Annotated in this window: 22 protein-coding genes; 10 read left to right on the forward strand and 12 right to left on the reverse strand. The window is 69.3% G+C overall.

Translation table 11 applies throughout. The features are described 5' to 3' along the window. Window positions 1–166: 166 nt before the first annotated feature. Window positions 167–1,417, forward strand: a complete 1,251-nt coding sequence (locus tag RALTA_RS01145) for a phenylacetate--CoA ligase family protein (protein WP_012351571.1) — start codon at window positions 167–169, stop codon at window positions 1,415–1,417. Between the two features lie 220 nt (window positions 1,418–1,637). Here RALTA_RS01145 and RALTA_RS01150 read toward each other — a convergent pair whose 3' ends face one another. The 8 genes from RALTA_RS01150 to RALTA_RS01185 form a co-directional block, all read right to left on the reverse strand. After that, window positions 1,638–2,081 (reverse strand): YbaN family protein, encoded by a 444-nt coding sequence (locus RALTA_RS01150; protein WP_167330445.1) that lies wholly within the window; start codon window positions 2,079–2,081, stop codon window positions 1,638–1,640. A gap of 42 nt (window positions 2,082–2,123) precedes the next feature. Further along, window positions 2,124–3,101 carry an NAD(P)H-dependent flavin oxidoreductase gene (locus RALTA_RS01155; RefSeq protein WP_012351573.1) on the reverse strand — a complete coding sequence of 326 codons (978 nt, stop codon included), beginning with the start codon at window positions 3,099–3,101 and terminating at the stop codon, window positions 2,124–2,126. A gap of 125 nt (window positions 3,102–3,226) precedes the next feature. Further along, complete coding sequence (creC, locus tag RALTA_RS01160; RefSeq protein WP_012351574.1) at window positions 3,227–4,669, reverse strand: two-component system sensor histidine kinase CreC; 1,443 nt, start codon at window positions 4,667–4,669, stop codon at window positions 3,227–3,229. Between the two features lie 9 nt (window positions 4,670–4,678). Further along, entirely contained in the window at window positions 4,679–5,374 is a 696-nt protein-coding gene (gene creB, locus RALTA_RS01165; RefSeq protein ID WP_012351575.1) for a two-component system response regulator CreB, read from the reverse strand. Between the two features lie 9 nt (window positions 5,375–5,383). Beyond that, complete coding sequence (locus RALTA_RS01170; protein ID WP_012351576.1) at window positions 5,384–6,517, reverse strand: NAD(P)/FAD-dependent oxidoreductase; 1,134 nt, start codon at window positions 6,515–6,517, stop codon at window positions 5,384–5,386. A 250-nt stretch (window positions 6,518–6,767) separates the two neighbouring features. Further along, window positions 6,768–8,093 (reverse strand): sigma-54-dependent transcriptional regulator, encoded by a 1,326-nt coding sequence (locus tag RALTA_RS01175; RefSeq protein WP_041232041.1) that lies wholly within the window; start codon window positions 8,091–8,093, stop codon window positions 6,768–6,770. An 8-nt stretch (window positions 8,094–8,101) separates the two neighbouring features. Next, on the reverse strand, window positions 8,102–10,099 hold the full coding sequence (locus RALTA_RS01180) for a sensor histidine kinase (protein WP_012351578.1): 1,998 nt from the start codon (window positions 10,097–10,099) through the stop codon (window positions 8,102–8,104). Between the two features lie 103 nt (window positions 10,100–10,202). After that, on the reverse strand, window positions 10,203–11,504 hold the full coding sequence (locus RALTA_RS01185) for a dicarboxylate/amino acid:cation symporter (protein ID WP_012351579.1): 1,302 nt from the start codon (window positions 11,502–11,504) through the stop codon (window positions 10,203–10,205). 390 nt (window positions 11,505–11,894) lie between these two features. Between RALTA_RS01185 and RALTA_RS01190 the strand changes: the two genes are divergently transcribed. From RALTA_RS01190 to RALTA_RS01210, 5 genes are all read left to right on the forward strand, one after another. Beyond that, entirely contained in the window at window positions 11,895–12,215 is a 321-nt protein-coding gene (locus tag RALTA_RS01190) for a (2Fe-2S) ferredoxin domain-containing protein (RefSeq protein ID WP_012351580.1), read from the forward strand. A gap of 167 nt (window positions 12,216–12,382) precedes the next feature. Continuing rightward, complete coding sequence (locus tag RALTA_RS01195) at window positions 12,383–13,024, forward strand: alpha/beta hydrolase (RefSeq protein ID WP_012351581.1); 642 nt, start codon at window positions 12,383–12,385, stop codon at window positions 13,022–13,024. Between the two features lie 62 nt (window positions 13,025–13,086). Beyond that, window positions 13,087–14,286, forward strand: coding sequence for a D-alanyl-D-alanine carboxypeptidase family protein (locus RALTA_RS01200; protein ID WP_012351582.1), 1,200 nt, complete (start codon window positions 13,087–13,089; stop codon window positions 14,284–14,286). Between the two features lie 60 nt (window positions 14,287–14,346). Further along, complete coding sequence (locus tag RALTA_RS01205; protein WP_012351583.1) at window positions 14,347–14,655, forward strand: YbeD family protein; 309 nt, start codon at window positions 14,347–14,349, stop codon at window positions 14,653–14,655. Window positions 14,656–14,866: 211 nt separating this feature from the next. Continuing rightward, complete coding sequence (locus RALTA_RS01210) at window positions 14,867–16,063, forward strand: class I SAM-dependent rRNA methyltransferase (protein WP_041232042.1); 1,197 nt, start codon at window positions 14,867–14,869, stop codon at window positions 16,061–16,063. A 15-nt stretch (window positions 16,064–16,078) separates the two neighbouring features. On the opposite strand, the gene RALTA_RS01215 is transcribed toward RALTA_RS01210, so the two are convergent. The 3 genes from RALTA_RS01215 to RALTA_RS01225 form a co-directional block, all read right to left on the reverse strand. Further along, window positions 16,079–18,187: an ATP-dependent helicase gene (locus tag RALTA_RS01215; protein WP_012351585.1), complete on the reverse strand. Its 2,109-nt coding sequence runs from the start codon at window positions 18,185–18,187 to the stop codon at window positions 16,079–16,081. 153 nt (window positions 18,188–18,340) lie between these two features. Beyond that, window positions 18,341–18,874: a TlpA disulfide reductase family protein gene (locus tag RALTA_RS01220; RefSeq protein ID WP_012351586.1), complete on the reverse strand. Its 534-nt coding sequence runs from the start codon at window positions 18,872–18,874 to the stop codon at window positions 18,341–18,343. 134 nt (window positions 18,875–19,008) lie between these two features. Continuing rightward, window positions 19,009–19,521 carry a thioredoxin domain-containing protein gene (locus RALTA_RS01225; protein WP_041232252.1) on the reverse strand — a complete coding sequence of 171 codons (513 nt, stop codon included), beginning with the start codon at window positions 19,519–19,521 and terminating at the stop codon, window positions 19,009–19,011. Between the two features lie 295 nt (window positions 19,522–19,816). On the opposite strand from RALTA_RS01225, the gene RALTA_RS01230 reads away from it, so the two are divergent. The 3 genes from RALTA_RS01230 to RALTA_RS01240 all read left to right on the forward strand — a co-directional run bounded on the left by RALTA_RS01230 (window position 19,817) and on the right by RALTA_RS01240 (window position 21,412). After that, a complete protein-coding gene (locus RALTA_RS01230; RefSeq protein WP_012351588.1) occupies window positions 19,817–20,419 on the forward strand; it encodes a hypothetical protein in 603 nt (200 codons plus the stop codon). Window positions 20,420–20,501: 82 nt separating this feature from the next. Next, entirely contained in the window at window positions 20,502–21,143 is a 642-nt protein-coding gene (locus RALTA_RS01235; protein ID WP_012351589.1) for a LysE family transporter, read from the forward strand. A gap of 77 nt (window positions 21,144–21,220) precedes the next feature. Beyond that, window positions 21,221–21,412: a hypothetical protein gene (locus RALTA_RS01240; RefSeq protein WP_025583373.1), complete on the forward strand. Its 192-nt coding sequence runs from the start codon at window positions 21,221–21,223 to the stop codon at window positions 21,410–21,412. Here RALTA_RS01240 and RALTA_RS01245 read toward each other — a convergent pair. Further along, window positions 21,394–22,116: a GntR family transcriptional regulator gene (locus RALTA_RS01245; RefSeq protein ID WP_012351591.1), complete on the reverse strand. Its 723-nt coding sequence runs from the start codon at window positions 22,114–22,116 to the stop codon at window positions 21,394–21,396. The genes RALTA_RS01240 and RALTA_RS01245 overlap by 19 nt on opposite strands. A 677-nt stretch (window positions 22,117–22,793) precedes the next feature. On the opposite strand from RALTA_RS01245, the gene zwf reads away from it, so the two are divergent. After that, window positions 22,794–24,281 (forward strand): glucose-6-phosphate dehydrogenase, encoded by a 1,488-nt coding sequence (gene zwf / locus RALTA_RS01250; RefSeq protein ID WP_012351593.1) that lies wholly within the window; start codon window positions 22,794–22,796, stop codon window positions 24,279–24,281. Window positions 24,282–24,289 lie beyond the last annotated feature (8 nt).

Below are 24,289 nucleotides of genomic sequence, written 5' to 3' on the forward strand. Positions count from 1 at the left end.
GCATAGACCGGCTGCGCGTGCCGTATCGAGCCCTGCGATGCTCGCCGTACCGGTGTACGGCTGCGCTTCTCGGACTCGCTACGGCCCGCTCGCGGCGGTCTCTGCGCCCTTCTCGGAAACGCCCGACCATTCATGCAAACCTTTGCCATCCACGGCAGCACTGATCATGCCCGAACACTTCGATCCGCTCGAAACCCGCGCGCCGGAAGTCCGCGAGCAGGCGCTCCTTGCCGCCCTGGCACGCCAGGTGGCCCACGCGCGCGAACACGCGCCTTACTTTGCCGAGCTGCTGGGCGGCGTCGATCCGCGCCTGCTGAGCTCGCGCGCGGCGCTGGCCGAGCTGCCGGTGACGCGCAAGTCGGACCTGAGCGCGCGCCAGCGCGCGTTGCCGCCCCTGGGCGGGCTCAACGCGACGCCGCTGGGCAAGCTGCGCCACGTGTTCCAGTCGCCCGGCCCGATCCACGAACCCGACGGCCATGACGCGGACTGGTGGCGCACCGCGCGCGCCATGCACGCCGCCGGCTTTCGCGCTGGCGACCTGGTTTACAACACCTTCTCCTACCACTTCACGCCGGCCGGCATGATGATGGAAAGCGGCGCCCACCGGCTGGGCTGCTGCGTGTTCCCGGCCGGCGTCGGCCAGACCGATTCGCAGGTGCAGGCGCTGGCCAGCCTGCAGCCGGCCGCCTATGCCGGCACGCCGTCGTTCCTCAAGCTGCTGCTGGAGCGCGGCGATGAACTCGGCACGCCTTGCACCAGCCTGGCCAAGGCGCTGGTCTCGGGCGAGGCCCTGCCGCCGTCGCTGCGCAACTGGTTCCGGGATCGCGGGGTGCGCGTGCAGCAGATGTACGGCACCGCCGATGTCGGCCTGATCGCGTATGAAACCGAAGGCGGCGACGGCTGGGTGGTGGACGAGGGCGTGCTGGTCGAGATCGTCGAGCCCGGCGGCTCGCGGCCCATGCCGGAAGGCGAGACCGGCGAGGTGGTGGTGACGGTGCTGGGCAACGGCGACTATCCGCTGATCCGCTTCGGCACCGGCGACCTGTCGGCGGTGGTGCCCGCGTCGTCGCAGCGGCCCAGCCCGTGCGGCCGCACCAATATCCGCCTAAAAGGCTGGCTCGGACGCGCCGACCAGGCCACCAAGGTCAAGGGCATGTTCGTGCATCCGGGCCAGGTGGCCGACGTGCTGCGGCGCCATCCGGAAATTCGCGCGGCGCGGCTGGTGGTGACGGGCGATCCGGGCGCCGACGTGATGACGCTGCATTGCGAGGCCACGCGTCAAGACGCCGAGCTGCAGCGCGCGGTGGCGGAGTCGCTGCGCGAGGTGATGCGGCTGCGCGGCGAGGTGGCGTTCGTGGCGGCGGGCTCGTTGCCGCAGGACGGGCGGCTGATCGAGGATGCGCGCAAGTACGATTGAGTGAGCCTGCCAGGCGAGCGCCTGACTTCGTTGACGCGCTGGCCCTCTCCCCCGGCCCCTCTCCCGCAGGCGGGAGAGGAGAGCAAACCGCCGGAATCCGAGAACGGTGGAGCTTGCCTATATCCCTGGCATTAGCTCCCCTCTCCCGCGCGCGGGAGAGGGGCCGGGGGAGAGGGCAGGAGCCTCCACGAAGTAAAGGCCGTCGCCAGTCCGGAAAGCCTCAAGTCTTCCCGCCCTCTGTCGGCCGCGTCGGCAGCCGCACCATCCACACACTCACCCCCACCGCGCACGCCAGCAACGCCGCCGACACCAGCGGGCGCCCGCGCAGCAGCCACGCCGTGGTTCCCATCGACAGCCACATCATCGACAGCGCCAGGCACTTCGCCTTGAAGGGGATGCTGCGGTGCCGTTGCCAGTCGCCGACCAGCGGACCGAAGCGCGGATGTCCCAGCAGCCACTCATGGAAGCGCCGCGAGCCGCGCGCGAAGCATGCCGCGGCCAGCAGCACGAAGGGCGTGGTCGGCAGCACCGGCAGGAAGATGCCGATCACGCCGAGCAGCAGGCACAGGCCGCCCAGCGCCACCCAGGCGGCGCGCAGCACGCGCTGGCGATGGCTGGGCGCGGCGTCAGGATCGGGCGAAAGGTCGGAGTTGGAAGGGGGCAATGGTCGGACAAAGGGCCGCAACGCGGCCCGGTAAGGTATCGGTCAGCGCGCGATGCCCAGCCGCGCCTTGGCGGCATCGTACTCCGACTTCATGCGCGCGACGATTTCGCCGGCGCTGGGGATGTCGTGGATCTGGCCCACGCCCTGGCCGGCGCCCCAGATATCCTTCCACGCCTTGGCCTTGGAGCTGCCGCTGGAAAAGTCCATCTTGCTCTTGTCGGCCACCGGCAGGTTGTCCGGGTCCAGGCCCGCGTTGCTGATGCTTTCGCGGATGTAGTTGCCGTGCACGCCGGTGAACAGGTTGGTGTAGACGATATCGGCGGCGGCCGAGCTGGTGATCGACTGCTTGTACGACTCGGCCGCGTGGGCTTCCTGCGAGGCGATGAAGCGCGTGCCCACGTAGGCGAAGTCGGCGCCCATGGCCTGCGCGGCCAGCACCGCCTCGCCGGTGGCGATCGAGCCGGACAACGCGATCGGGCCGTCGAAGATCTTGCGCACCTCGCCCACCAGCGCGAACGGCGACAGCATGCCGGCATGGCCGCCGGCGCCGGCCGCGACCAGGATCAGGCCGTCGACGCCGGATTCGATTGCCTTCTCGGCATGGCGCAGGCTGATCACGTCGTGCAGCACGATGCCGCCGTAGCTGTGCACGGCGTCGATCAGCTCCCTGGGCGGCGCGCGCAGCGACGTAATGAAGATCGGCACCTTGTGTTCGACGCAGACCTTGATGTCATGCTCCAGGCGCGCGTTGGAGCTGTGGACGATCTGGTTGACCGCGACCGGGCCGACCGGTGCGCCGGGGTGGGCGGCCCTGAACGCGGCCAGTTCCTGCTCGATCTGCGTCAGCCACTCGTCGAGCAGCTCTGCCGGACGCGCATTGAGCGCGGGGAACGAACCGACGATGCCGGCCTTGCACTGCGCCAGCACCAACTCGGGATAGCTGACGATGAACATGGGCGAGGCAATCACGGGCAGGGCCAGGTTCTGCAGAGCCTGGGGCAGTTGCTTGGCGGCGGGCATGGTGTCTCCTGGACTACTGGCGGGCAATGGGAAGTGCCCTAAGTGAACGGTCGTTCGATTATAGGGAGTTTCAGCGCGGTCACGTTAGAAGCCCCAGTCTATGCCGGTCCGGCCGGCGCGGGGCGCTAGGCCGCCGGCAGCACCAGCTCGGCCAGCGCGCCGCCGCCCGGACGGTTGGCCACCGTCACGTCGCCATGATGCAACGTTGCGACCTCTCGCGCAAAGCACAGGCCGAGGCCGGTGCTCTTGTCCGCACCGTGCGGGCGCGGCAGCGAGTAGAAGCGCTCGAACACGCGCGGCAGCGCGTAGTCGGGAATGCCGGGGCCCTGGTCGGCCACGGCAATGGCCAGTGCGTCGCCGCGGCGCTCCAGGAGCACCGTGACCGCGGTGCCTGGCGGGGCGAAGTCGATGGCGTTGTCGAGCAGGTTGGCGATGGCCTGGCGCAGCAGGAACGGGTCTCCGGCGACGTGGCCAGGGCCGTCCCCGCCGGCGCACTGCAGCGCGACGCCGCGCTGCCGCGCGCGCGGCTCCAGTTCGGCGCACAGCTGCGCCAGCAGCGGCGCCAGCGCCACCGGCTCGCGCACTTCCAGGCGCTGGCGCTGTTCCACCTCGGCCAGCGCCAGCAGCTTGCGGATCATGGTTTCCAGCCGTCCGGACTGGGTGCGGATATTGGCGACGAAGCGCTGGCGGTCGGCCGCCGGCATCTCTTCCTGCAGCAACTCCGCCGCGCCGCCGATGGCGGCCAGCGGGCTCTTCATCTCGTGCGTCAGCGTGTGGATGTAGTGCTCGACATACTGCTTGTCTTCCAGCCGCTCGCGCATGCCCTGCACCGCGCGCCCCAGCTCGGCCAGCTCGCCCGCGCCGCGCAGCGGCATCTCGGCGCGCTCGCCGGCCGCCACCGCGCGCGCGTAGCCGCGCAGGCGGCTCAGTCCATGCATCAGCCACAGCGTGCAGGCCAGCCCGATCACGCAGGCGGTGCCGATCAGCAGGCCGCCATAGAGCAGGATCTTGCGCTGGCTGCGCGCGATGAACGGCGCCATCGCCGCATTGGGCTTGGCCACGGTCAGCACGCCGATGATGCGCTCGCCATTGCTGTCGACGTCACGCACCGGCGCCGCCACGTGCATCACCGTGCTGTCCTCGTCGGCGGGGTCGGCGCGCGTGCTGCGCGCGCCGTACTTGCCGCGCAGCGTCAGGTAGACGTCGTTCCAGCGCGAATAGTCGCGACCCACGTCGGTGCCGGTGGAGTCGAAGCGCACGATGCCGCTGGCATCGGTGACGTAGACGCGGTAGCCGATGCTGTCCTTGTGCAGCCCCGAGACCTCGGCATTGACCGGCACCTCGCGCAGCGCCGCCATATGCCGGGCGAAAGCACCGTCGGCGATGCGGCCGGCCTTGAGGTCGTCGGCGGCCAGCGCGGCCAGCACGTGGGCGGTATCGATCAGCGTGTCTTCCATGGCCTGGCGCACGCCCGGCTTGACCTCCTGCACGAACACGCGCAGCGTCAGCACCGTGGCCAGGCCCACGATCAGGAAGAACCCGAAGAAGATGCGCAGGCCGATATGCATGGCGCGCGCTCAGGGCGCCAGCGAATAGCCCATGCCGCGATGGGTGCGGATGCGCTCGGCGCCCTCGGCCGACACCTCGCGCAGCTTGGCGCGCAGGGTCTTGATATGGGTGTCGACGGTGCGGTCGCTGGTGTCGAGCGCGCCCGCCCACACCGCGTCCATCAGCTGCGCGCGCGAGTAGATCCGCCCGGGATGCGCCACCAGCCAGGCCAGCAGCAGGTATTCGTAGCGCGTCAGCGCCAGCCAGTGGCCGTGGTAGGCCAGTCGGGCGCCGTCCTTGTCATGGGTGAAGCCGGCCGCCTCGCCTGGTTTTGCCGTGGCGCCGCCGCCGCGGGCGCGGCGCAGGATGGCGCGCACGCGCGCGGCCAGCTCGCGCGGCGAGAACGGCTTGACCACGTAGTCGTCGGCGCCGATCTCCAGCCCGACGATGCGGTCGATCTCTTCGTGGCGCGCGGTCAGGAAGATCACCGGCGCATCGCTGAAGGTGCGCAGCGTGCGGCAGACCTCGAAGCCGCTCAGGTCCGGCAGCCCCACGTCCAGGATCAGCAGGTCGGCTTGCGCGGCGCGCAGGCAAGCGAGCGCGTCGCCGCCCAGCGTGCAGTGCTCGGCCAGCATGCCGTCGGTGCGCAGGGCATAGAGGATGGTGTCGGCGATGGCCTGCTCGTCTTCCACCACCAGGATGCGCGGTTGTTCCATGCCTGGCATTCTAGCCGTTCAGGCGCTGGCCGCTGCGCGCGCCGGCGGCGCCGATTGCGCCGATTGCGCGCCGCGCTGGTGGAAGTAGATCTGCTCCGCGGCCCGGCGCAGCGGCGGCGAATACAGCATCAGGTCGAACGGCCAGTCGCACTGGAAGCGCTCGAACATCCAGCGCAGCGCGCGCTTGGCGCGAAAGCGCGGCGCGCTGGCGCTGGCCACGGCTTCCGGTGCGGGCCCGCCGCGCAGCAGGTGCGCGGCCACGGCGTCGCCGACCGACTCGCCATGGGCAAAGGCATAGTGGATGCCGCCCGCGGTCAGCGGCGACACGATGCCCGCGGCGTCGCCGGTCAGGATCACGCCATCGCGCGCCAGCGGCAACACCGGGCCGCCGCACGGGATCAGCCCGGCGCGCGTCGCCGCCGGCTGCGCCAGCTGCGGCAGGCCGGCGCGCTCGCGCACGTGCGCCAGCAGCCCGTCCAGGTCCGGCGCGCGGCCGCGGCGAGGCCGGTAGCGCAGCGCCAGCCCGGCCTGCACGCCGGTGGGGTTCTGCGCGATCCAGCCGATATAGCCGGGCGCGAAGCGGCGCGTGATGAAGCAGTGCAGCGCGTCCGGCTCGGGCAGCGCCAGTCCGGGGAATTCATATTCCACGCCATACAAAACGCTGTGCACACGCCCGAGCCCGGCGCATTGCGCCACGCGCGACTGCGCGCCATCGGCGCCGACCAGGTAGCGCGTATGGCCCACGCCGGTGACATGCCAGCCGCCGTGGCGCGGCACCGCGCCGACGAAGGCCTGGCCCAGCCGCAGCTCGACCCGGTGGCGCACCAGTTCCGCGGCCAGCCAGCGCATCAGGCGCGGCGTGTCGGTGGTGTGGAAGTAGTAGCCGGGCGCGCTCAGGTTCAGGCTGCGCAGCCGCGGCGAGTACAGCTTCACCTGCTCGACGCGATGCACGCAGTCGGCCGGCGCCTGGCCCAGCCAGGTCTGCTCGATCGCTTCCCTGACCAGGATGCCGGTGGTGTGGAGCTTGTCGCCCGGATCGGTCTTGCGTTCCAGCACTAGCACGCGCAGGCCGGCGCGCGCGGCGGCCAGGGCGCAGGCGGCACCGGCAAAGCTGGCGCCGGCGATGACGAGGTCGTAGTCGAAGGAGGGCATGGCGGTTCCCGGAGAGCGAAGGGCTCCAGTCTGGCCGGCCGGGGTGAGGGCAATGTGTGGCGGGTGTGAAGCGGCGCGGCGGCGCTGCATCCGAACTCGACGCAGCAAAAAAACGCCCCGCATGCGCGGGGCCATCAATTACCACGAAGACTGATACACACGGCGGGCACCTGCCAATGCCGCAGCCGCCCACGAAGCATAGGCCGCCAATGTGACGGTGCCGTGGCAGCGCGATGAAGCGTGCATGACATCACAGTCCGTAGCGCTTGATCTTGTCATAGAGGGTGGCCTTGCCCACTTGCAGCAGGTCCGCTGCCTGGCTGACGGCGCCGCCGGTGCGTGCCAGCGCGTCGGCAATCACGGCGCGCTCGAAGTGTTCCATGCGCTCGCGCAGCGGTGCGCTTTCGTCGGGGCCCGCCGCCTGCGCGCCGGCCTGGCCGCCCTCGGGCACGCCCAGCACCATGCGGTCGGCGGCATTGCGCAGCTCGCGCACGTTGCCCGGCCACGGCCGCTGGGCCAGCGCCTGGCGCTGCGCCTCGGACAGGATTGGCGCGGGCCGCTGGTAGCGCACCGCCGACACCAGCGAGAAATGCTCGAACAGCGGCACGATGTCCTCGCGCCGCTCGCGCAGCGGCGGCAGCGCGATGGTGACGACATTGAGCCGGTAGTACAGGTCTTCGCGGAACGAGCCCTGCGCCACCAGCGCGTCCATGTCGCCCTTGGCCGCGGCGACGATGCGCACGTCGATCTTCACCGAGGCATTCGACCCCAGCCGCTCCAGCGAGCCTTCCTGCAGCACGCGCAGCAGCTTGACCTGCAGCGCCAGCGGCATGCTTTCGATCTCGTCGAGGAACAGCGTGCCGCCGGACGCATGCTCGAGCTTGCCGATGCGGCGCTTGCCGGCACCGGTGAAGGCGCCGGCCTCGTGTCCGAACATCTCGCTCTCGAAGATGGCCTCGGGCACCGCGCCGCAGTTCAGTGCGATAAAGGGCCCCTCGGCGCGCCCGGACAGCGCGTGCAGGCTGCGCGCCACCAGTTCCTTGCCGGTGCCGGTTTCGCCGTTGATCATCACCGGCACGTCGGTGGGCGCGACATTGGCCACCAGCGCGCGCACCTGCTCGATTGCCGGAGATCGGCCGATGATGCGCGTGCCGGCGGCGGGCCCCGCCAGTTCGCGGCGCAGCGCCTGGTTTTCCAGTTCCAGCGCGCGGCGTTCCAGCGCGCGGCGCACGGTGTCGGTAAGGCGGTCGGCGCCGAAGGGCTTTTCGATGAAGTCATAGGCGCCTTCGCGCATGGCCTGTACCGCCATGGTGATGTCGCCGTGGCCGGTCACCAGGATCACCGGTACGCCGGGCGCGGCGTTGCGGCAGTGCTGCAGCAGGTCCAGCCCGCTGGCGCCGGGCAGGCGCACGTCGGTGACCACCACGCCGGCAAAGGCGCCGTGCAGGTGCGGGATCGCGGCCTCGGCCGAGGGCAGCGCCAGCACGCGGAAGCCCGCCAGCTCCAGGCTTTGCGCGGTGGCCTGCCGCACCAGCGGCTCGTCTTCGACAAACAGGACACGCAGACCGTCTTGCATCGCAGTACTCATGGTGACGCGGAAACCGAGGGCGCGGTATCGATGGCGGGCGCGCGCGCGAGCACCAGCGTGAACTGCGCGCCGCCGCCGGGAACATTGGCGACGCTGAGCTGGCCGCCGAACTCGCGCACGATCGACGACGAGATCGCCAGCCCCAGGCCCAGGCCCTGGCCGGTTTCCTTGGTGGTGAAAAAGGGTTCGAACAGGCGCGGCAGCGCTTCCGGCGCGATGCCGGTGCCGTTGTCGCGCACGACGATGGTGACCGCCTGCTCGCCGGCCTGCACGTCGACATCGATGCGGCCCTGTGCCGGCGCGGCCGCGGCGATCGCATCCAGCGCATTGCCGAGCAGGTTCAGCAGCACCTGTTCCAGCTTCAGCTCGTCGGCGCGCACCGCCAGCGCGGGCGCGTCATCGAGCCCGGCGACGCTCACCGTGACCGCGCCCAGCCGCGGCGCCAGCAGCGCCAGCACGTGGTCGACCGCCGCGCGCAGCGCTACCGGGCGGCGCACCGGGCGGGCCTTGCCGGCAAACAGCTTGAGCTGGCCGGTGATCTTGCCCATGCGCTCGGTCAGGCCGGCGATGGCCGACAGGTTGCCTTCGGCCGCGTCCAGCTGGCCGCGCGCCAGCAGCACGCGAGTGTTGTCAGAAAACGTGCGCAGCGCCGCCAGTGGCTGGTTCAGCTCATGCGTGATGCCTGCCGCCATCTGTCCCAGCGCGGCCAGCTTGCTGGCCTGCACCAGCTCGTCCTGGGCCGCGCGCAATTCGCTTTCGGCACGGGTGCGTTCGGCCACTTCGTCTTCCAGCTTTTCGTTGATCGCCATCAGGTCGGCGGTGCGGGCCTCGACGCGACGCTCCAGCTGGTCGTAGGCAGCCTCCAGCAAGCGGCGGCTGTACTGCATGTCGCGCGCGCGCTGGCGGCGCTGGCGCCAGTTGACCAGCAGCAGGCAGATGCAGGCATAGGCCAGCGCCGCGGCCACGGTGGCGTTGCGCGCGTTGGCCAGCACCGGGTCCAGCGGCGCCATCACCTGCATGGTCCAGCCGGCCGGGCCCACGGTGCGGTTCAGTTCGAGGTAGCGGTCGGCGCGTTCGGCACCGTCCGGCGCGAAGGTGGTGCGGCCAGCCGCGGCCTCGTCGCGCACGCGCACCAGGCGCGCGCCACGGGGCAGCGTGGTGTCCGCCAGCCAGCGCGTGACCGGCGACGCCAGCGGCTCCAGCGGCAGCGGCGTCACCGCGCGGCCGTGGTACTGGCGGGTCTGCTCCATCTCCGCGCGCAGCGCCGGCGGCAGCGGGCGCAGCGTGCGGTACTGCCATGCCGGTACCGACGACAGGAAGATCACGCCGTGGTCGTCGCTGACCATCAGCGGCTCGGCGCCGCTGCCGGCGCGCTGGAACCACTCGAGGTTGAGCTTGACCACGGTCACGCCGATGACCCTGCCGCCGGACTCGATCGGCTGCGCGATGTAGTAGCCGGGCTCGTCGCTGGTGATGCCGATGGCGTAGAAGCGCCCCATCTTGCCGCTCGCGGCGGTCTGGAAGTAAGGGCGGAAGCGGTAGTCGGTGCCGACGAAGCTGCCGGGCTGGCCGTGGTTGCTGGCCGCCAGCGCAATGCCGTTGGCGGCGATCACATAGGTGGCCGACGCATGCGCGCGGCGGTTGACCTCGGCCAGGTACTGGTTGGCGGCGGCGACGCGCTGCGCGTCGTCGGGGGCGGCCAGCAGTCCGCGCACGAAGGGATGCAGGGAAACCAGCGCGGGCAGGAACTCGTAGCGGTCGAGGGTGCTTTCCAGCGTGGCGGCGTAGCGGTCGGCACGCGTGGCGGTGCCTTGCTGCAGGCTGGCCAGGCCGCGCTGGACCGAGACCAGCCAGGTCAGCGCGCACAGCAGCAGCAGGCCCGCGGCGAGGGCGACGGCAAAGCCCCACCAGCGCCCGCTGCCGGCCGCCGGCGCATGCACCGGGCGGGTGGCGGCGGGGTCATGCACGGCGAGAAAGTCGTCGGAGTGTGGCATCGGCGCGCGCGAGGGGTGTCGCGCCGATGATACCCGCTGGCGCGCGGCCGGGGCAGCCGCGCGCGCGGGGGCGGCCGCAGGTGCGGCCACGAGCGCGGCCGGTTCAGGCGGCGCGCTGGCCGGCTTCGCCAAGCGTGTCGGCATCGTCGCCGGCGCCGTGCTGCAGCACGCGCGCCAGGCGCTTGCGGTCGAGCTCGCGTTCCCATGCCGACACCACCACCGTGGCCACGCCGTTGCCGATGATGTTGGTCAGCGCGCGGCACTCGCTCATGAAGCGGTCGATGCCCAGGATCAGCACCATGCCCGCCACCGGGATGGTCGGCACCACGGCCAGCGTTGCCGCCAGCGTGATGAAGCCCGAGCCGGTCACGCCGCTGGCACCCTTGGAGGTGATCATCGCCACCGCCAGGATGGTCAGCTGCTGCATCAGCGTCAGCTCGATGCCGGTGGCCTGCGCGATGAAGATCACCGCCATGGTCATGTAGATGTTGGTGCCGTCGAGGTTGAACGAGTAGCCGGTGGGCACCACCAGCCCCACCACCGACTTGGAGCAGCCCAGTTTCTCCAGCTTTTCCATCATGTGCGGCAGCGCCGCCTCGGACGAGCTGGTGCCCAGCACGATCAGCAGCTCTTCCTTGATGTACGCGATAAAGCGCACGATGCTGAAGCCGGTCATGCGTGCGATCGTGCCCAGCACCACCAGCACGAAGACGATGGCGGTGAAGTAGAAGGTGCCGATCAGCTTGAGCAACGGCACCAGCGAGCCCAGGCCGTACTTGCCGATGGTGAACGCCATCGCGCCGAAGGCGCCGATCGGGGCCACCTTGGTGATCACGTGCACGATATGGAAGAACACCTTCGAGACCTGCTCGATCAGCTGCACCACGATGCGGGCGCGTTCGCCCAGCACCGCCAGCGCGGCGCCGAAGAACAGCGACACCAGCAGGATCTGCAGGATGTCGCCGTTGGCGAAGGCGCTGAACACGGTGTCGGGGATGATGTGCATCAGGAACTCGACCGTGCTCTGGCCGTGCGCCTTCGACACGTACTGGGCGATGGCCTTGGTGTCGAGCGTGGCCGGGTCGATATTGAAGCCCACGCCCGGCTTGAGCAGGTGCGCGGCGCCCAGGCCGATCAGCAGCGCGAAGGTGGACACCACCTCGAAGTACAGCAGCGCCTTGCCGCCGACGCGGCCAACCTTCTTCATATCGCTCATGCCGGCAATGCCGGTCACCACGGTACAGAAGATGATCGGGCCGATGATCATCTTGATCAGCTTGATGAAGCCATCGCCCAGCGGCTTCATGGCGACGCCGGTGTCGGGCCAGAAGTGGCCGAGCAGGATGCCGATGCAGATGGCGAACAGGACCTGCACGTACAGGATCTTGTAGAAGGGTTTCCTCATGATGTCGTCCTCGGTGTTGACCGTACCCGGGCGGGTCCGCGCGGGCGCGCGCCGTCACGGTTGCGGCGCGTTCAGGGGCGGGAATTCGCAACCGGCATGCCAGTCCAACCGGTATCGCTAACTGGTTGATTCACAAGGAAAGGGCGGCGGCGGCCGGGCGCCGGGCCTCCGGGATTCCGGAATCCCGGACGGCGCGGCTCCGGCGATCCGGAATGGCGGGCGGGCACAGGGTGCGCGAGGCGCCACCTGATGGCGGCTGGTGGCGAAAGGCGGCGCGCCCGAACCTGCCGCATATCGCGGCCTGGCGCTCGCAACGCCGTATAATTCCGAGCTTCCGTTCAATGCCGTCCGGGCCGTGCCGCCGTCCGGGGCCGTCTTCACACCGTACGCATGCGCAGCTACTACCAGCACCACGTCTTTTTCTGCCTGAACCAGCGCGAGGCCGGCGAGAACTGCTGCGCCAACTACAACGCCAAGGCGATGCAGGAATACGCCAAGAAGCGCTGCAAGGAACTGGGCATCGCCGGCGGCGAAGGCCGCGTGCGGATCAACAAGGCCGGATGCCTGAACCGCTGTGAACTCGGCCCGGTGCTGGTGGTCTACCCCGAGGCCATCTGGTACACCTATGTCGACGAGCATGACATCGATGAAATCATCGACAGCCACCTGCTCAAGGGCAAGCCGGTCGAGCGGCTGATGGTGGACCGCTGATGGTGGACCGCTGAACGAGAACGCAGTGCGCGGCGCCGCCGATGCCGCAGCGCCGATGCCAGACCCCGCCGCCCGCACGCCGGACGGTTTTTTCATTTTTGCCCCGGGATTTCCCGCCTGCTTTCACGCCCGAGCCTGCCGGCCTCCTGATCGCTCCAGAACGCCTTATGAACGCGCATACCCAGGTACTTTCCATCGCCGGCCCCGTCGGCGCGATCGACGTGTCGGTGGACCTGCCGCAAGGCGAGCCCCGCGGGCTGGCGCTGGTGGCGCACCCGCATCCGCTGTTCGGCGGCACCAAGGACAACAAGGTTGCGCAGACGCTGGCGCGCGCCTTCGTGCAGCTGGGCTATGCCACCGTGCGCCCCAACTTCCGCGGCGTCGGCGCGACCGCCGGCGAGCATGACAACGGCATCGGCGAACAGGACGACCTGCTCGCCGTGGCGGCCTGGATGCGCCAGCAGACCGCGTGGTCGGCGCAGGCCGCGACGCTGCCGCTGGCGCTGGGCGGGTTCTCGTTCGGCAGCTTCGTCAGCACCCATGTGGCGCGGCGCCTGGCCGAGGCCGGCACGCCGGTGCAGCGCCTGGTGCTGGTGGGCACCGCCGCCAGCCGCTGGGAAGTCGCGCAGGTGCCTGCCGACACCATCGTGATCCATGGCGAACAGGACGACACCGTGCCGCTGGCCAGCGTGTTCGACTGGGCCCGCCCGCAGGAGCTGCCGGTGATCGTGATTCCCGGTGCCGACCATTTCTTTCACCGCAAGCTGCACCTGATCAAGCAGCTCGTCGTCAATGCGTGGGACCGGTAAGGCCGGCACGCCGCCCGCCCGGACCTTCCCGCGCCACCTTCTTACTGTCGGAAAACAGAAACATGCTGAATAGAGCCACGACACGCCTTTCGTCCGCCTTTGCTCCCGCCGCCATCGCCGCCGCTGTCGTGCTGGCCGCCGCGCCCGCCGCCGTACTGGCGCAGGGCGTGCCGATGCCGCAGGTCGCAGCCAAGTCGTGGATGCTGTATGACGTCACCAGCGGCCAGGCCCTGGCTTCGCAGAACGCCGATGCGCGCATCGAGCCGGCCTCGCTGACCAAGCTGATGACCGCCTACCTGGCGTTCGAGGCACTCAAGGAAAAGCGCCTGACACTGGACCAGGCCGTGGTGCCGACCAACCTGGTGCTCAAGGTCAAAAGCGACGAGTCGCGCATGTTCATCGAGCCCAACAAGCCGGTCACCGTGCAGGACCTGCTGCTGGGCCTGATCGTGCAGTCGGGCAACGACGCCGCGCTGGCGCTGGCCGAGGCCGTGGGCGGCTCGGAAGAGGGCTTCGTCGCGATGATGAACCGCGAGGCCCAGCGCATGGGCATGAAGAACACCCACTTCACCAATACCGACGGCATCCCCGACCCCAACCACTACACCACCGCGGTCGACCTGGCGACGCTGACCACGCGCCTGATCAAGGACTTCCCCGAGTACTACAGCATGTACTCGCAGAAGGAGTTCACCTATAACAAGATCAGGCAGCCCAACCGCAACCGCCTGCTGTACATCGACTCGACCGTCGACGGCGTCAAGACTGGCCACACCAAGTCCGCCGGCTATTGCCTGATCTCGTCGGCCAAGCGGCCGCTGGCCAACGTGCCGGACGGCTCGCGCCGCCTGATCTCGATCGTGATCGGCACCACCACCGAACAGGTGCGCACCCAGGAAAGCCTGAAGATCCTCAACTACGGTTTCCAGTTCTTCGACACCCTGCGCCTGTACGACAAGGGCCAGGTGCTGGCTACGCCGGACATCTACAAGGGCAAGAGCGGCACGGTCAAGATCGGCGTGCAGAACGAGACCTTCGTCACCGTGCCCAAGGGCACCGGCGGACGCCTCAAGCCCGTGCTGGAGCGCCAGGAACTGCTGATCGCGCCGATCTCGGCGGGCCAGCAGGTGGGCATGGTCAAGCTGATGGACGGCACCAACAAGGTGGCCGAATTCCCGGTGGTGGCGCTGGAAGAGGTGCCCGAGGCCGGCTTCTTCGGCCGCCTGTGGGACACCATCCGCCTGTGGTTCAAGCGCAAGTGACCTGAATGCGCGCGAGCCGGTGCGCCACGCGGCGCGCCTGCTCGCGCCGGAGAATCCGAGATGACGACCGACAACCAAGGCAGCGGCAACAAGCCCGGCGATATTCCGCCGGAGCAGTCGCTGATCGAATACCCCAGCCATTTCCCGATCAAGGTGATGGGGGCGATGCAGGACGGCTTTGCCGAAGCCATCGTCGCCCTGGTGCAGGAATTCGATCCGGACTTCCACGCCGGCAAGATGGAAATGCGCCCGTCGAGCAAGGGCAACTACCTGGGCCTGACCGTGACGGTCTGGGTCACCAGCCGCGAGCAGCTGGATGACCTGTACCGGGCACTGACTTCGCATCCGATGGTGAAGGTGGTGCTGTAACGCGCCGACGTTTCTCTCCCGCTCTGTTTGCTCCCCTCTCCCGTGCGCGGGAAAGGGGCCGGGGGAGACGGCAGGCGCGCGCATCCTGACGCGCTCCACTTCGTCTGAAGCTCCTGCCCTCTCCCCCAACCCCTCTCCCGCAGGCGGGAGAGGGGAGCCTTCCGCAGCCGTGGCAACGTGTCCGCTGCGGCATGCCAACTCCCATACCAACATGAACACCATCACCCTGAAACCCGGCAAGGAAAAATCCCTGCTGCGCCGCCACCCGTGGATCTATGCCACCGGCATCGCTACCACCGAAGGCCGCTGCGAGCCGGGCGCCACCGTGATCGTGCGCGCCGCCGACGGCCGTTTCCTGGCCAAGGCCGCCTACAGCCCCGAATCGCAGATCCGCGCGCGCGTGTGGACCTTCGACGAGAACGAACCGGTCGACCATGCGTTGTTCAAGCGCCGCGTGGCGGCGGCCATCGCCTACCGGCGCCAGTGGGTGCGGGACAGCGATGCCGTCCGGCTGATCTTCGGCGAATCGGACCGGCTGCCCGGCCTGATCGTCGACTACTACGGCAACGGCGCCTCGGGCCAGCTGGTGTGCCAGTTCAATTCGGCCGGCGTCGAACACTGGAAGACCGCGATCGTGCAGGCGCTGATCAAGGAGACCGGCTGTCCCAACGTCTACGAGCGCTCCGACGCCGCGGTCCGCCAGCGCGAAGGGCTGGAGCTGGTGACCGGCGTGCTCGCCGGCGCCGAGCCCGATCCGGCGCTGTCGGTGACCGAGCACGGCGTGCGTTATTACGTCGATGTGCGCAACGGCCACAAGACCGGCTTCTATGTCGACCAGCGCGACAACCGCAAGCTGGTCGGCGACCTCGCCGAAGGGCGCGAGGTGCTCAACTGCTTCTGCTATACCGGCGGCTTCTCGCTGGCCGCGCTGCGCGGCGGGGCGAAAGCGGTGACGTCGATCGATTCGTCGGGCGAGGCGCTGAAGATCGCCGCGGGCAACGTGACGCTGAACGGCTTCGATCCCGGGCGCGCGGCCTGGCTCGATGCCGACGTGTTTAAGACGCTGCGCGAATTTCGCGCCGAGGGCCGCCAGTTCGACCTGATCGTGCTGGATCCGCCGAAGTTCGCGCCGTCGGCGCAGCATATCGACCGTGCTGCGCGCGCCTACAAGGAGATCAACCTGGTCGGCACGCAGCTGCTGCGCCCGGGCGGGCTGCTGTTCACGTACTCGTGCTCCGGAGCGATCAGCATGGAGCTGTTCCAGAAGATCGTCGCCGGCGCGGTAACCGATGCGCGGGCGGATGCGCGCATCCTGCGCAGGCTATCCGCGGGCACGGATCATCCGATGCTGGCGGCGTTCCCGGAAGGGGAGTACCTGAAGGGGTTGCTGCTGGAGAAGGTGGCGTAAGCCGGGCGGCGCTGCTCAGCGCCACATATTCCGCATCCGACCCGCCAGGTCCACCGGCGCCAGCGCGGGTTTGACCGCGCCTTCCCCCGGCATCGGCGGCGGCGGCCACGAGCGACTGTAGAAGTTAGGCATCACCTTGTTCGGCAAGAACCGCGTGCGCGACGCATACACATGCCGGTCGCCGAAGCCCACCTGCTGGTGCACGTAGAACCGCTGCGGCACGATGACATCGAGGTGGTCCTTCGCCCGCGTCATCGCCACATACAGCAGCCGCCGCTCTTCCTCGATCTCTTCGGTGGTGCCGGTGGCCAGGTCGCTCGGCATGCAGCCGTCGACGGCATTGAGCACATATACCGCCTTCCACTCCTGCCCCTTGGCCGAATGGATGGTCGACAGGATCAGGTAATCCTCGTCGCGCGAGGGCACGCCGGATTCGTCGCTGGACGCGCTGGGCGGGTCCAGCGTCAGCTCGGTCAGGAAGCGCTCGCGCGCGCCGTAGGTGGCGGCGATGCGCTCCAGTTGCTGCAGGTCGGCCTGGCGCGCGGGGGCATCGTCGTGCAGGCGTTCGAGGTGCGGCGTGTACCAGGCCAGCACCTGCTCGAATTCCGACGGCCACGGCGACGTCGGCGCCATCAGCGCGCGCGCCAGCGTCAGCAGGTCGGCCCACGCGGGCGCGGCGGCCGGCGGCGGCTCGAATTCCTGCAGCGAGAACAGCGGCTCGGTCGCAAGCGCCATGGCATCGAGCACGCGTGCCGCGGTCTTCGGGCCGATGCCCGGCAGCAGCTGCAGCGTGCGGAACCCGGCCATGCGGTCGCGCGGGTTTTCCAGCCAGCGCACCACCGCCAGCACATCCTTGACGTGGGTCGATTCCAGGAACTTGAGCCCGCCGAATTTCACGAACGGGATATTGCGCCGCGCCAGCTCGATCTCCAGCTGCGCGCTGTGGTCGGCGGCGCGGAACAGCACCGCCTGCGCCATCAGCGCCAGGCCGGCCTCGCGCCGTGCCAGCACCTGCTCGACCACGAAGCGTGCCTGGTCGGCCTCGTCGTTGACCACGATCACGCCGGGCTTCTCGGCCGACTGGCGCTCGGACCACAGGTCTTTGGTATAGCGCTCGGCCGCGAGCCCGATCACCGCATTGGCGGCCTGCAGGATCGGCTGGGTCGAGCGGTAGTTCTGCGACAGCGTGACCTGCTGCGCCGCCGGCGTGAACTGCGCGGGGAAATCGAGGATATTGCGCACGGTGGCGCCGCGGAAGGCGTAGATCGACTGCGCGTCGTCGCCGACCACGGTCAGGCCGCGGCCATCGGGCCGCAGAGCCAGCAGGATCGACGCCTGCAGCGCGTTGGTGTCCTGGTATTCGTCGACCAGGATATGGTCGAAGCGCGCACCCATGTCCTGCGCGATGGCGGGCTCGGCCATGGCCTGCGCCCAGTACAGCAGCAGGTCGTCGTAGTCGAGCACGTGCTGCTTCTGCTTGGCTTCGACATAGCCGGCGAACAGCGTGCGCAGCGCGTCGGCCCACATTGCATAGCGCGGGAACTGCTGCCTGAGCACGTCTTCCAGCGGCGCCTGGGTGTTGACCACGCGCGAATAGATCGACAGGCAGGTTTCCTTCTTCGGGAAGCGGCTGGCGGTCTCGGACAGGCCCAGGTCGTGGCGCACCACGTGCATCAGGTCGGCGGAATCGCCGCGGTCGCTGATGGTGAAGGCCGGCGACAGGCCCAGGGTCTCGGCATATTCGCGCAGCAGCCGCGCGCCGATGGCGTGGAAGGTGCCGGACCACTGCAGCGCCGCGCGCCCGGCGCCGGTGCTGGTGCCCAGCGCCTGGTCGACGATGCGTTCGACGCGCCGGCCCATCTCGGCGGCCGCGCGGCGCGAGAACGTCAGCAGCAGGATGCGGCGCGGATCGGCGCCGCCCAGCACCAGGTGCGCGACCCGGTGCGCCAGCGTATTGGTCTTGCCCGAACCGGCGCCGGCGATGATCAGCAGCGGCGCCTCGCTGCCGTGTTCGACCGCGGCGCGCTGCTCCGGGTTGAGCCGGGACAGGTAGGCTGGCACCGCGTCGGCGTCAGGGGTGGCGGCTTCGGCAGATTCAGCCGGGGAGGCAAGGTCCAGGGTCACGGGTTGGGGGCGGGCAGGACGCGCGATGAGAAAACTGGCGCCAACTGTATATCCATACAGCCCGCCGGCGCAACCCGCCGTGTGCGGGAGCCGGCTGGAAACAAAAAAAGGTGCTCGATGAGCACCTTTTGTCGTAGGTTCGCGGCGCGAACGTTACGCCGACTTTGCCAGCGCGCCGTCGAGCAGCTTGTGCAGCGCGTCCCACTCGGGCTCGCCGACGTAGCGCTTCAGGATCCGGCCTTCCTTGTCGATCACAAAGGTCGTAGGCGTCAGGCCCACGTTGCCAAATGCCTTGGCGGCGCTGCCGTCGCTGTCCATCGCCACCTTGAACGGCAGCCCACGGGTCTTGGCGAAGTTCATCACGTACATGGGCGGGTCGTAGTTCATCGCCACCGCGACGAATTCCAGCCCCTTGCCCTTGAACTGCTCGTAGGTCTTGACCATGTCCGGCATCTCCTTGATGCAGGTGGCGCAGCTGGTGGCCCAGAAGTTGACCAGGTAGACCTTGCCCTTGAGGTCGGCGGTGCTGACCTTCTCGCCGGACAGCAGCGTGAAGGTGGCGGCCGGCGCGGTACCGGACGGCGACAGCGCGCGGTAGCCAAACCAGCCCAGCAGCGCCAGCACCACCACGGCGGCGACGATGGGCCAGGGCTTGCGGGAGGTCTTGGAGGCAGGGCTAGTGGTCATGGGATATCCGGCTGAGACAGCTACGACAGGGCAGGGTCGACCGGAAGGCCCGGTCAGCAGTGGGACATTCTAATGCGGCAGGCGTTCGCGCGCTGTGTTCGCAACCGCGTGCGGTCTGCGCTGGAACCCTTCCGTCACTTGCGCGCGGCCACGGCGGCGCGGGCCTGCGCCAGCGCCTGTTCCAGGTAGGCGCCGTAAAAGTCGGGCTGCATGCCGCGCAGCGGGCCGGCGGCGGCGCGGCCCTGGCGGTCCAGGAACAGCACCGTGGGCGCTACCCGGACCTGGCGGGCGCCGGCCCAGGCGCGCGCGGTGGTCAGGCTGCCGTCGGCGTCGCGCAGCGGGGTGTCGGCGGTCATGTCCACCTCGCGCACGGCGATTTCGCCGGCGGCCGCCTGCGGTCCAAGGTAGTTGCGGCGCACCGCGTCGCAATAGCTGCAGCCCGGCATCGACACCAGCACCACCAGTGGCTCGCCGCGTCGCGCGGCGTCGGCGCCATGGGCGGCGAGATCGGTGGCCGGCGGCAGGTGCGCAGGGCTGGCGGCGCACACGCCGGCGACGCCGGCCATCGCCGCCAATAGCGCGCCCGCGGCCAGCCAATGCAGACGGGTGCGGGCGGCAGCGGTTCGGGCGAGGCGGGATACAGGCATGGCAGATGTGGGGCGGCACAGGTGGGACAGGCGGCGCGGCAAGCACTGGCGCGCGGCTTCCGGGATAATACCGGTTTCCGCGCGCCGGCGACCCATGCCCGCGCGTGACGATCCTAAGCCTGTCCTTCCGCCCTAATGCCGTTCAGTTAACAACCGTCGTTCCCGCGCAGGCGGGAACCCAGTGACTTTTTCCCCGAAGGGGACGTGAAAGACGCTGGATTCCCGCCTGCGCGGGAATGACAGTAGTGTTTGATGCCGTAACTGAACAGTATGAGTCCTTCCGCCCCGCTTCCTCATGCGTCCCGTGCCACTCCCGCTGAGCCTTCCCGCCGCGCCCCGCTGGTCCCTGACATGCTGCGCCGCGCTGCTTGCGCTGGCCCTGTGCGCCTGTTCGCCGCGCTATGACTGGCGCACCATCCAGTCGGGCGAGGGCGGCTACGCCGCGCTCTATCCCGGCAAGCCCACCAGCGCCGCGCGCGATGTCACCATTGCCGGGCGCAAGCTGCCGATGACGATGGAGGCCGCACGCGTCGACGATACGCTGTTCGCCGTGGGCGTGGTCACGCTGCCCGCCGACGATGAAGCGCTGCGGCGCGAGGCCCTGGCGGCGATGCAGGCCGGCCTGCTGGCCAACCTCGGCACGCTGTCGGCCGAGCCGCGCTCGCGGCCGGTCACCATCATGAGCGCGGACCGGCCGGGCCGCCCGCTGGCCGGGCTGGAACTGCAGGCCAGCGGCGTGTCGCCGCAGGACCAGTCGCCGCGCCGGCTCAGCGCGCGGCTGGTGGCGGTGGGCACGCGCGCCTTCCAGGCCGTGGTGCTGGAATCGGGCGAGGCCGCGCGCGATGCGCGCCAGGCCGAGCAGGTGGAGCAGTTCCTGGGCGGGTTCCACCCGCTCTGAGGCGCCGCGGCACCGCAGCGGATCACAGATGCCTGGGGCCCAGTGCGCCGCCCGGCACGGTTGTCGTCAAAGGAGAGTTGAGATGCGTTGGGAAGTCTGGTTGGCCTATTTCGCCGCGTGCTGGGTGATCGCCGTGTCGCCGGGGTCGGGCGCGGTGCTGTCGATGAGCCATGGCCTGTCGTACGGGCTGCGCAGGACCACCACCACCATCTTCGGCCTGCAGGCAGGGCTGGTGATCGTGCTGCTGGTGGCCGGCGGCGGGCTGGGCGCGCTGCTGCTCGCCTCGGAGCAGGCCTTCATGGTGGTCAAGACCATCGGCGCGCTGTACCTGATCTATCTCGGCATCCAGCAATGGCGCGCCCGGGTGGAACCGGATGCGGCGCAGGACGGCAAGCCCGCGCGCGTGGCCGTGATGAGCCGGCGCCGGCGCTTTGCCACCGGCCTGCTGACCAATGTGACCAATCCCAAGGGCATCATCTTCATGGTGGCGGTGCTGCCGCAGTTCATCGATCCGAACCGGCCGCTGGCGCTGCAGCTGGCGATCCTGGCGGCCACCATGTGCGCCGTCGACCTGGTGGTGATGCATGGCTACGCGCTGCTGGCCTCGCGCATGCAGGGCCTGTTCCGCAATGCCCGTGCGGTGCTGTGGCAGAACCGGTTTTTCGGCAGCGTGCTGATGGCGGTGGGCGCGGCGCTGTTCTTCGTGCGACGTCAGCACGCCTGACCGGCGCGGCATCCGCACTGGCGCGCGGGGGCGGGGTTTGCTTCAATGAGGAGGAACCCCCGCCACGGAGTCCCCGCATGCCTGCCTCGTTGAACCCGATCGCCGGTGCGCGCCTGCAGCCGCGCCATACCGTGCCCCCGGTGGAAGAGCCTGCGCCGCCGGGCGTGCCGCCCGACCTGCCGCTGTCGCCCGAGGACGATCCGCCTCCGCCACCGGTAGAGCCGCCGGTGGCTGGCCACGTCGCCGGGCGCTATTGCTTCAGTTCGTAGAAGTCGTTCAGGCAGTACGCGTCGGTCAGCTCGACCGGCTTGTCGCCATGGGTATAGCCGATGCGGCGGATATGCAGCAGCGGCTCGCCCGGCTCGATGCCCAGGCGCGCGGCCACTTCCGCGCTGGCAACGACCGCGCGCAGCGTCTCGGTGACGCGCAGCACGGGCTTGCCGATCCGCTCCAGGTAGGCGTAAAGCGATTCGCCGATGGCGCTGGCGTCGGGCAGCACGGCCAGCGCCAGCGTGGTCACATCCATCCAGTAGATCTGCCCGTCGGCCTTGCGCAGCCGCGTCAGCCTGACGATCTCGTCGCCATCGGGCAGGGCCAGTTCGGCGCTTTCCTGCGCGGTGGCGCGGCGGCGCTCGAAGGCCACCAGTTCGCTTGCCGGCGTCATGCCGCGCCGGCGCGCCAGCTCGCTGAAGTTGTCGAGCCGCGCGGGCCTGGGCTCGGCGCGCGGGGCGATAAAGGTGCCCGCGCCGCGGTTGCGCGTGATGGTGCCTTCCTCGGCCAGCACCTGCAGCGCGTGCCGCGCGGTGACGCGCGAAATCCCCAGCGAATCCACCAGCGTGCGCTCCGACGGCAGTGCATCCCCCACGCGCCATTGCCCCGCCTGGATGGCGGCAGTCAGCTTGCGTGCCACCTGCAGGTAGATCGGCGTGGCGTCCGCCTCGTCTGGTTTGAGGGCTTTCAGCCGTTGATCCATGCCAATCATCGTAGGCACCAGATTTTGGTGGGGGTGATACCAATTTAGGACATCTAGCGACCGCTGCGTGGAAATCGCGCGGCGCGATGATGCGCGCGCCATGGACTACGCTTCTGTCATGGAGAAGTTTCACCAGGGATGCACGGCCGGCTGCTACTTGTCACAGACATGCATCCGCGACATAAAGCCGCGGGAAATCCTTGGTATTTGGTCAGTTCGGGATGCGACTTCCGTTGCGCCGTGGATCCATGGCATTCCAGCGCCGCCTGATCCGGTTGGCTTGAAATGGCCATGTTGTGGTCACGAACCTGTCTTGCCCGTGATCACGACGCTTTCGCATTGCGGCAGCCACCGGGGCGAGGGCAAGGAGCCGGGTACGGCTGCCGACGCCTCGCGGCGCGTATCGCTGTACCTCGCGCAGTAGCGGTGCGCAGCGTGATGTCGAAGGAGAATGCTGTGTCGCGCATGCCGGAAGCCACCCGGCCGCGTCAACTGGCACGGATGATGCGGAGAGTCCGATGGCGTTGCCAACGGCGCGCCTGCAACAGCCGCAATACGTGCGCAACGTGACCGAGACATGCTGATCCGACAGACTGCCTGAACCGTGCAAACCATACCCGGCTTGCCCCGTCCGCCGGCCAACATCATCCGCCCCATCGGCACGCAAGGAGCCCGTCATGCCAACCTCCCGCACCGTCTCCGCCTTCGGCACCGCCGACGCCCGGCCGCTCGACCTCGTCATTTTCGGCGGCGCCGGCGACCTGTCGGCGCGCAAGCTGCTGCCCTCGCTCTACATGTGCCACCGCGACGGCAACCTGCCCGAAGGCACCCGCATCATCGGCGTGGGCCGGCACCGCTGGGACCGCGAGGCCTTTGTCAATTTTGCCGACGAGAGCGCACAACCGTTCGTCGATGCGCGCTATATCGAGCCGGCCAAATGGCAGGGCTTCCTGCAGCGGCTGGACTTCGTGCATCTCGATGCCGCGCAGGCGGCGGACTACCCCGCGCTGGCGGCGCAGTTGCGCAGCGACGCGCTGCGGATCTACTACATGGCGATGCCGCCGGGGCTGTTCGCCGCCACCTGCGACAACCTGGCCAGCCATGGGCTGATTGCCGACGATACCCGGCTGGTGCTGGAAAAACCGCTGGGTGTGGACCTGGCCTCCGCAATCGGCATCGGCGAGGTGGTCAGCCGTTATTTCAGCGAGGACCGCACCTACCGGATCGACCACTACCTGGGCAAGGAGACGGTGCAGAACCTGATGGCGCTGCGCTTCGGCAATTCGATCTTCGAGCCGTTGTGGCGCACGCCGTTCGTGCGCAGCGTGCAGATTACCGTGGCCGAGACCGTGGGCGTGGGCACGCGCGGCGGCTTCTACGACGAGGCCGGTGCCATGCGCGACATGGTGCAGAACCACCTGCTGCAGCTGGTCAGCATCCTGGCGATGGAGCCGCCGGCATCGCTCAACTCCGACGCGGTGCGCGATGAAAAGCTCAAGGTGCTGCGCTCGCTGCGGCCGATGTCGCCGGAGGACGTGCGCCGCAATACTGTGCGCGGCCAGTACACCGCCGGCGCCATCGCCGGCGAGCTGGTACGCGGCTACCTGCAGGAAGACGGGATTCCGCCCGACAGCCGCACCGAGACCTTTGTCGCGATGCGGGCCGAGCTTGGCACCTGGCGCTGGAACAAGGTGCCGTTCTACCTGCGCACCGGCAAGCGCATGCAGGAGCGCGTCACCGAGGTGGTGATCCACTTCGCCGAGGTGCCCCATTCCATCTTCGACCCGGGCAGCACACTTCAGCCCAACCGCATGGTGATCCGGTTGCAGCCGGAGGAATCGGTGCGGCTGACGCTGATGGTGAAGCAGCCGGGCGAAGGCATGAAGCTCAAGCCGCTGAGCCTGGCGCTGAACCTCGACTCGGCCTTCACCACGCGCCGGGCCGAAGCCTACGAGCGCCTGCTGCTGGACGTCATCCGCGGACGGCTGGCGCTGTTCGTGCGGCGCGACGAACTGCAGGCGGCATGGACCTGGGTCGATCCGATCCTGGAAGCCTGGCGCGCGCAGGACGAAGGCCCGCGGCCCTATACCGCCGGCACCTGGGGCCCGGCGGCATCGTCGGCGTTCATGGCGCGCGAGGGCGTGCAATGGTCGGAAGAGGCTTGAGGCGCCAA

Origin of the sequence: Cupriavidus taiwanensis LMG 19424 (assembly GCF_000069785.1) — a bacterium.
GTDB classification, from domain to species: Bacteria; Pseudomonadota; Gammaproteobacteria; order Burkholderiales; family Burkholderiaceae; genus Cupriavidus; species Cupriavidus taiwanensis.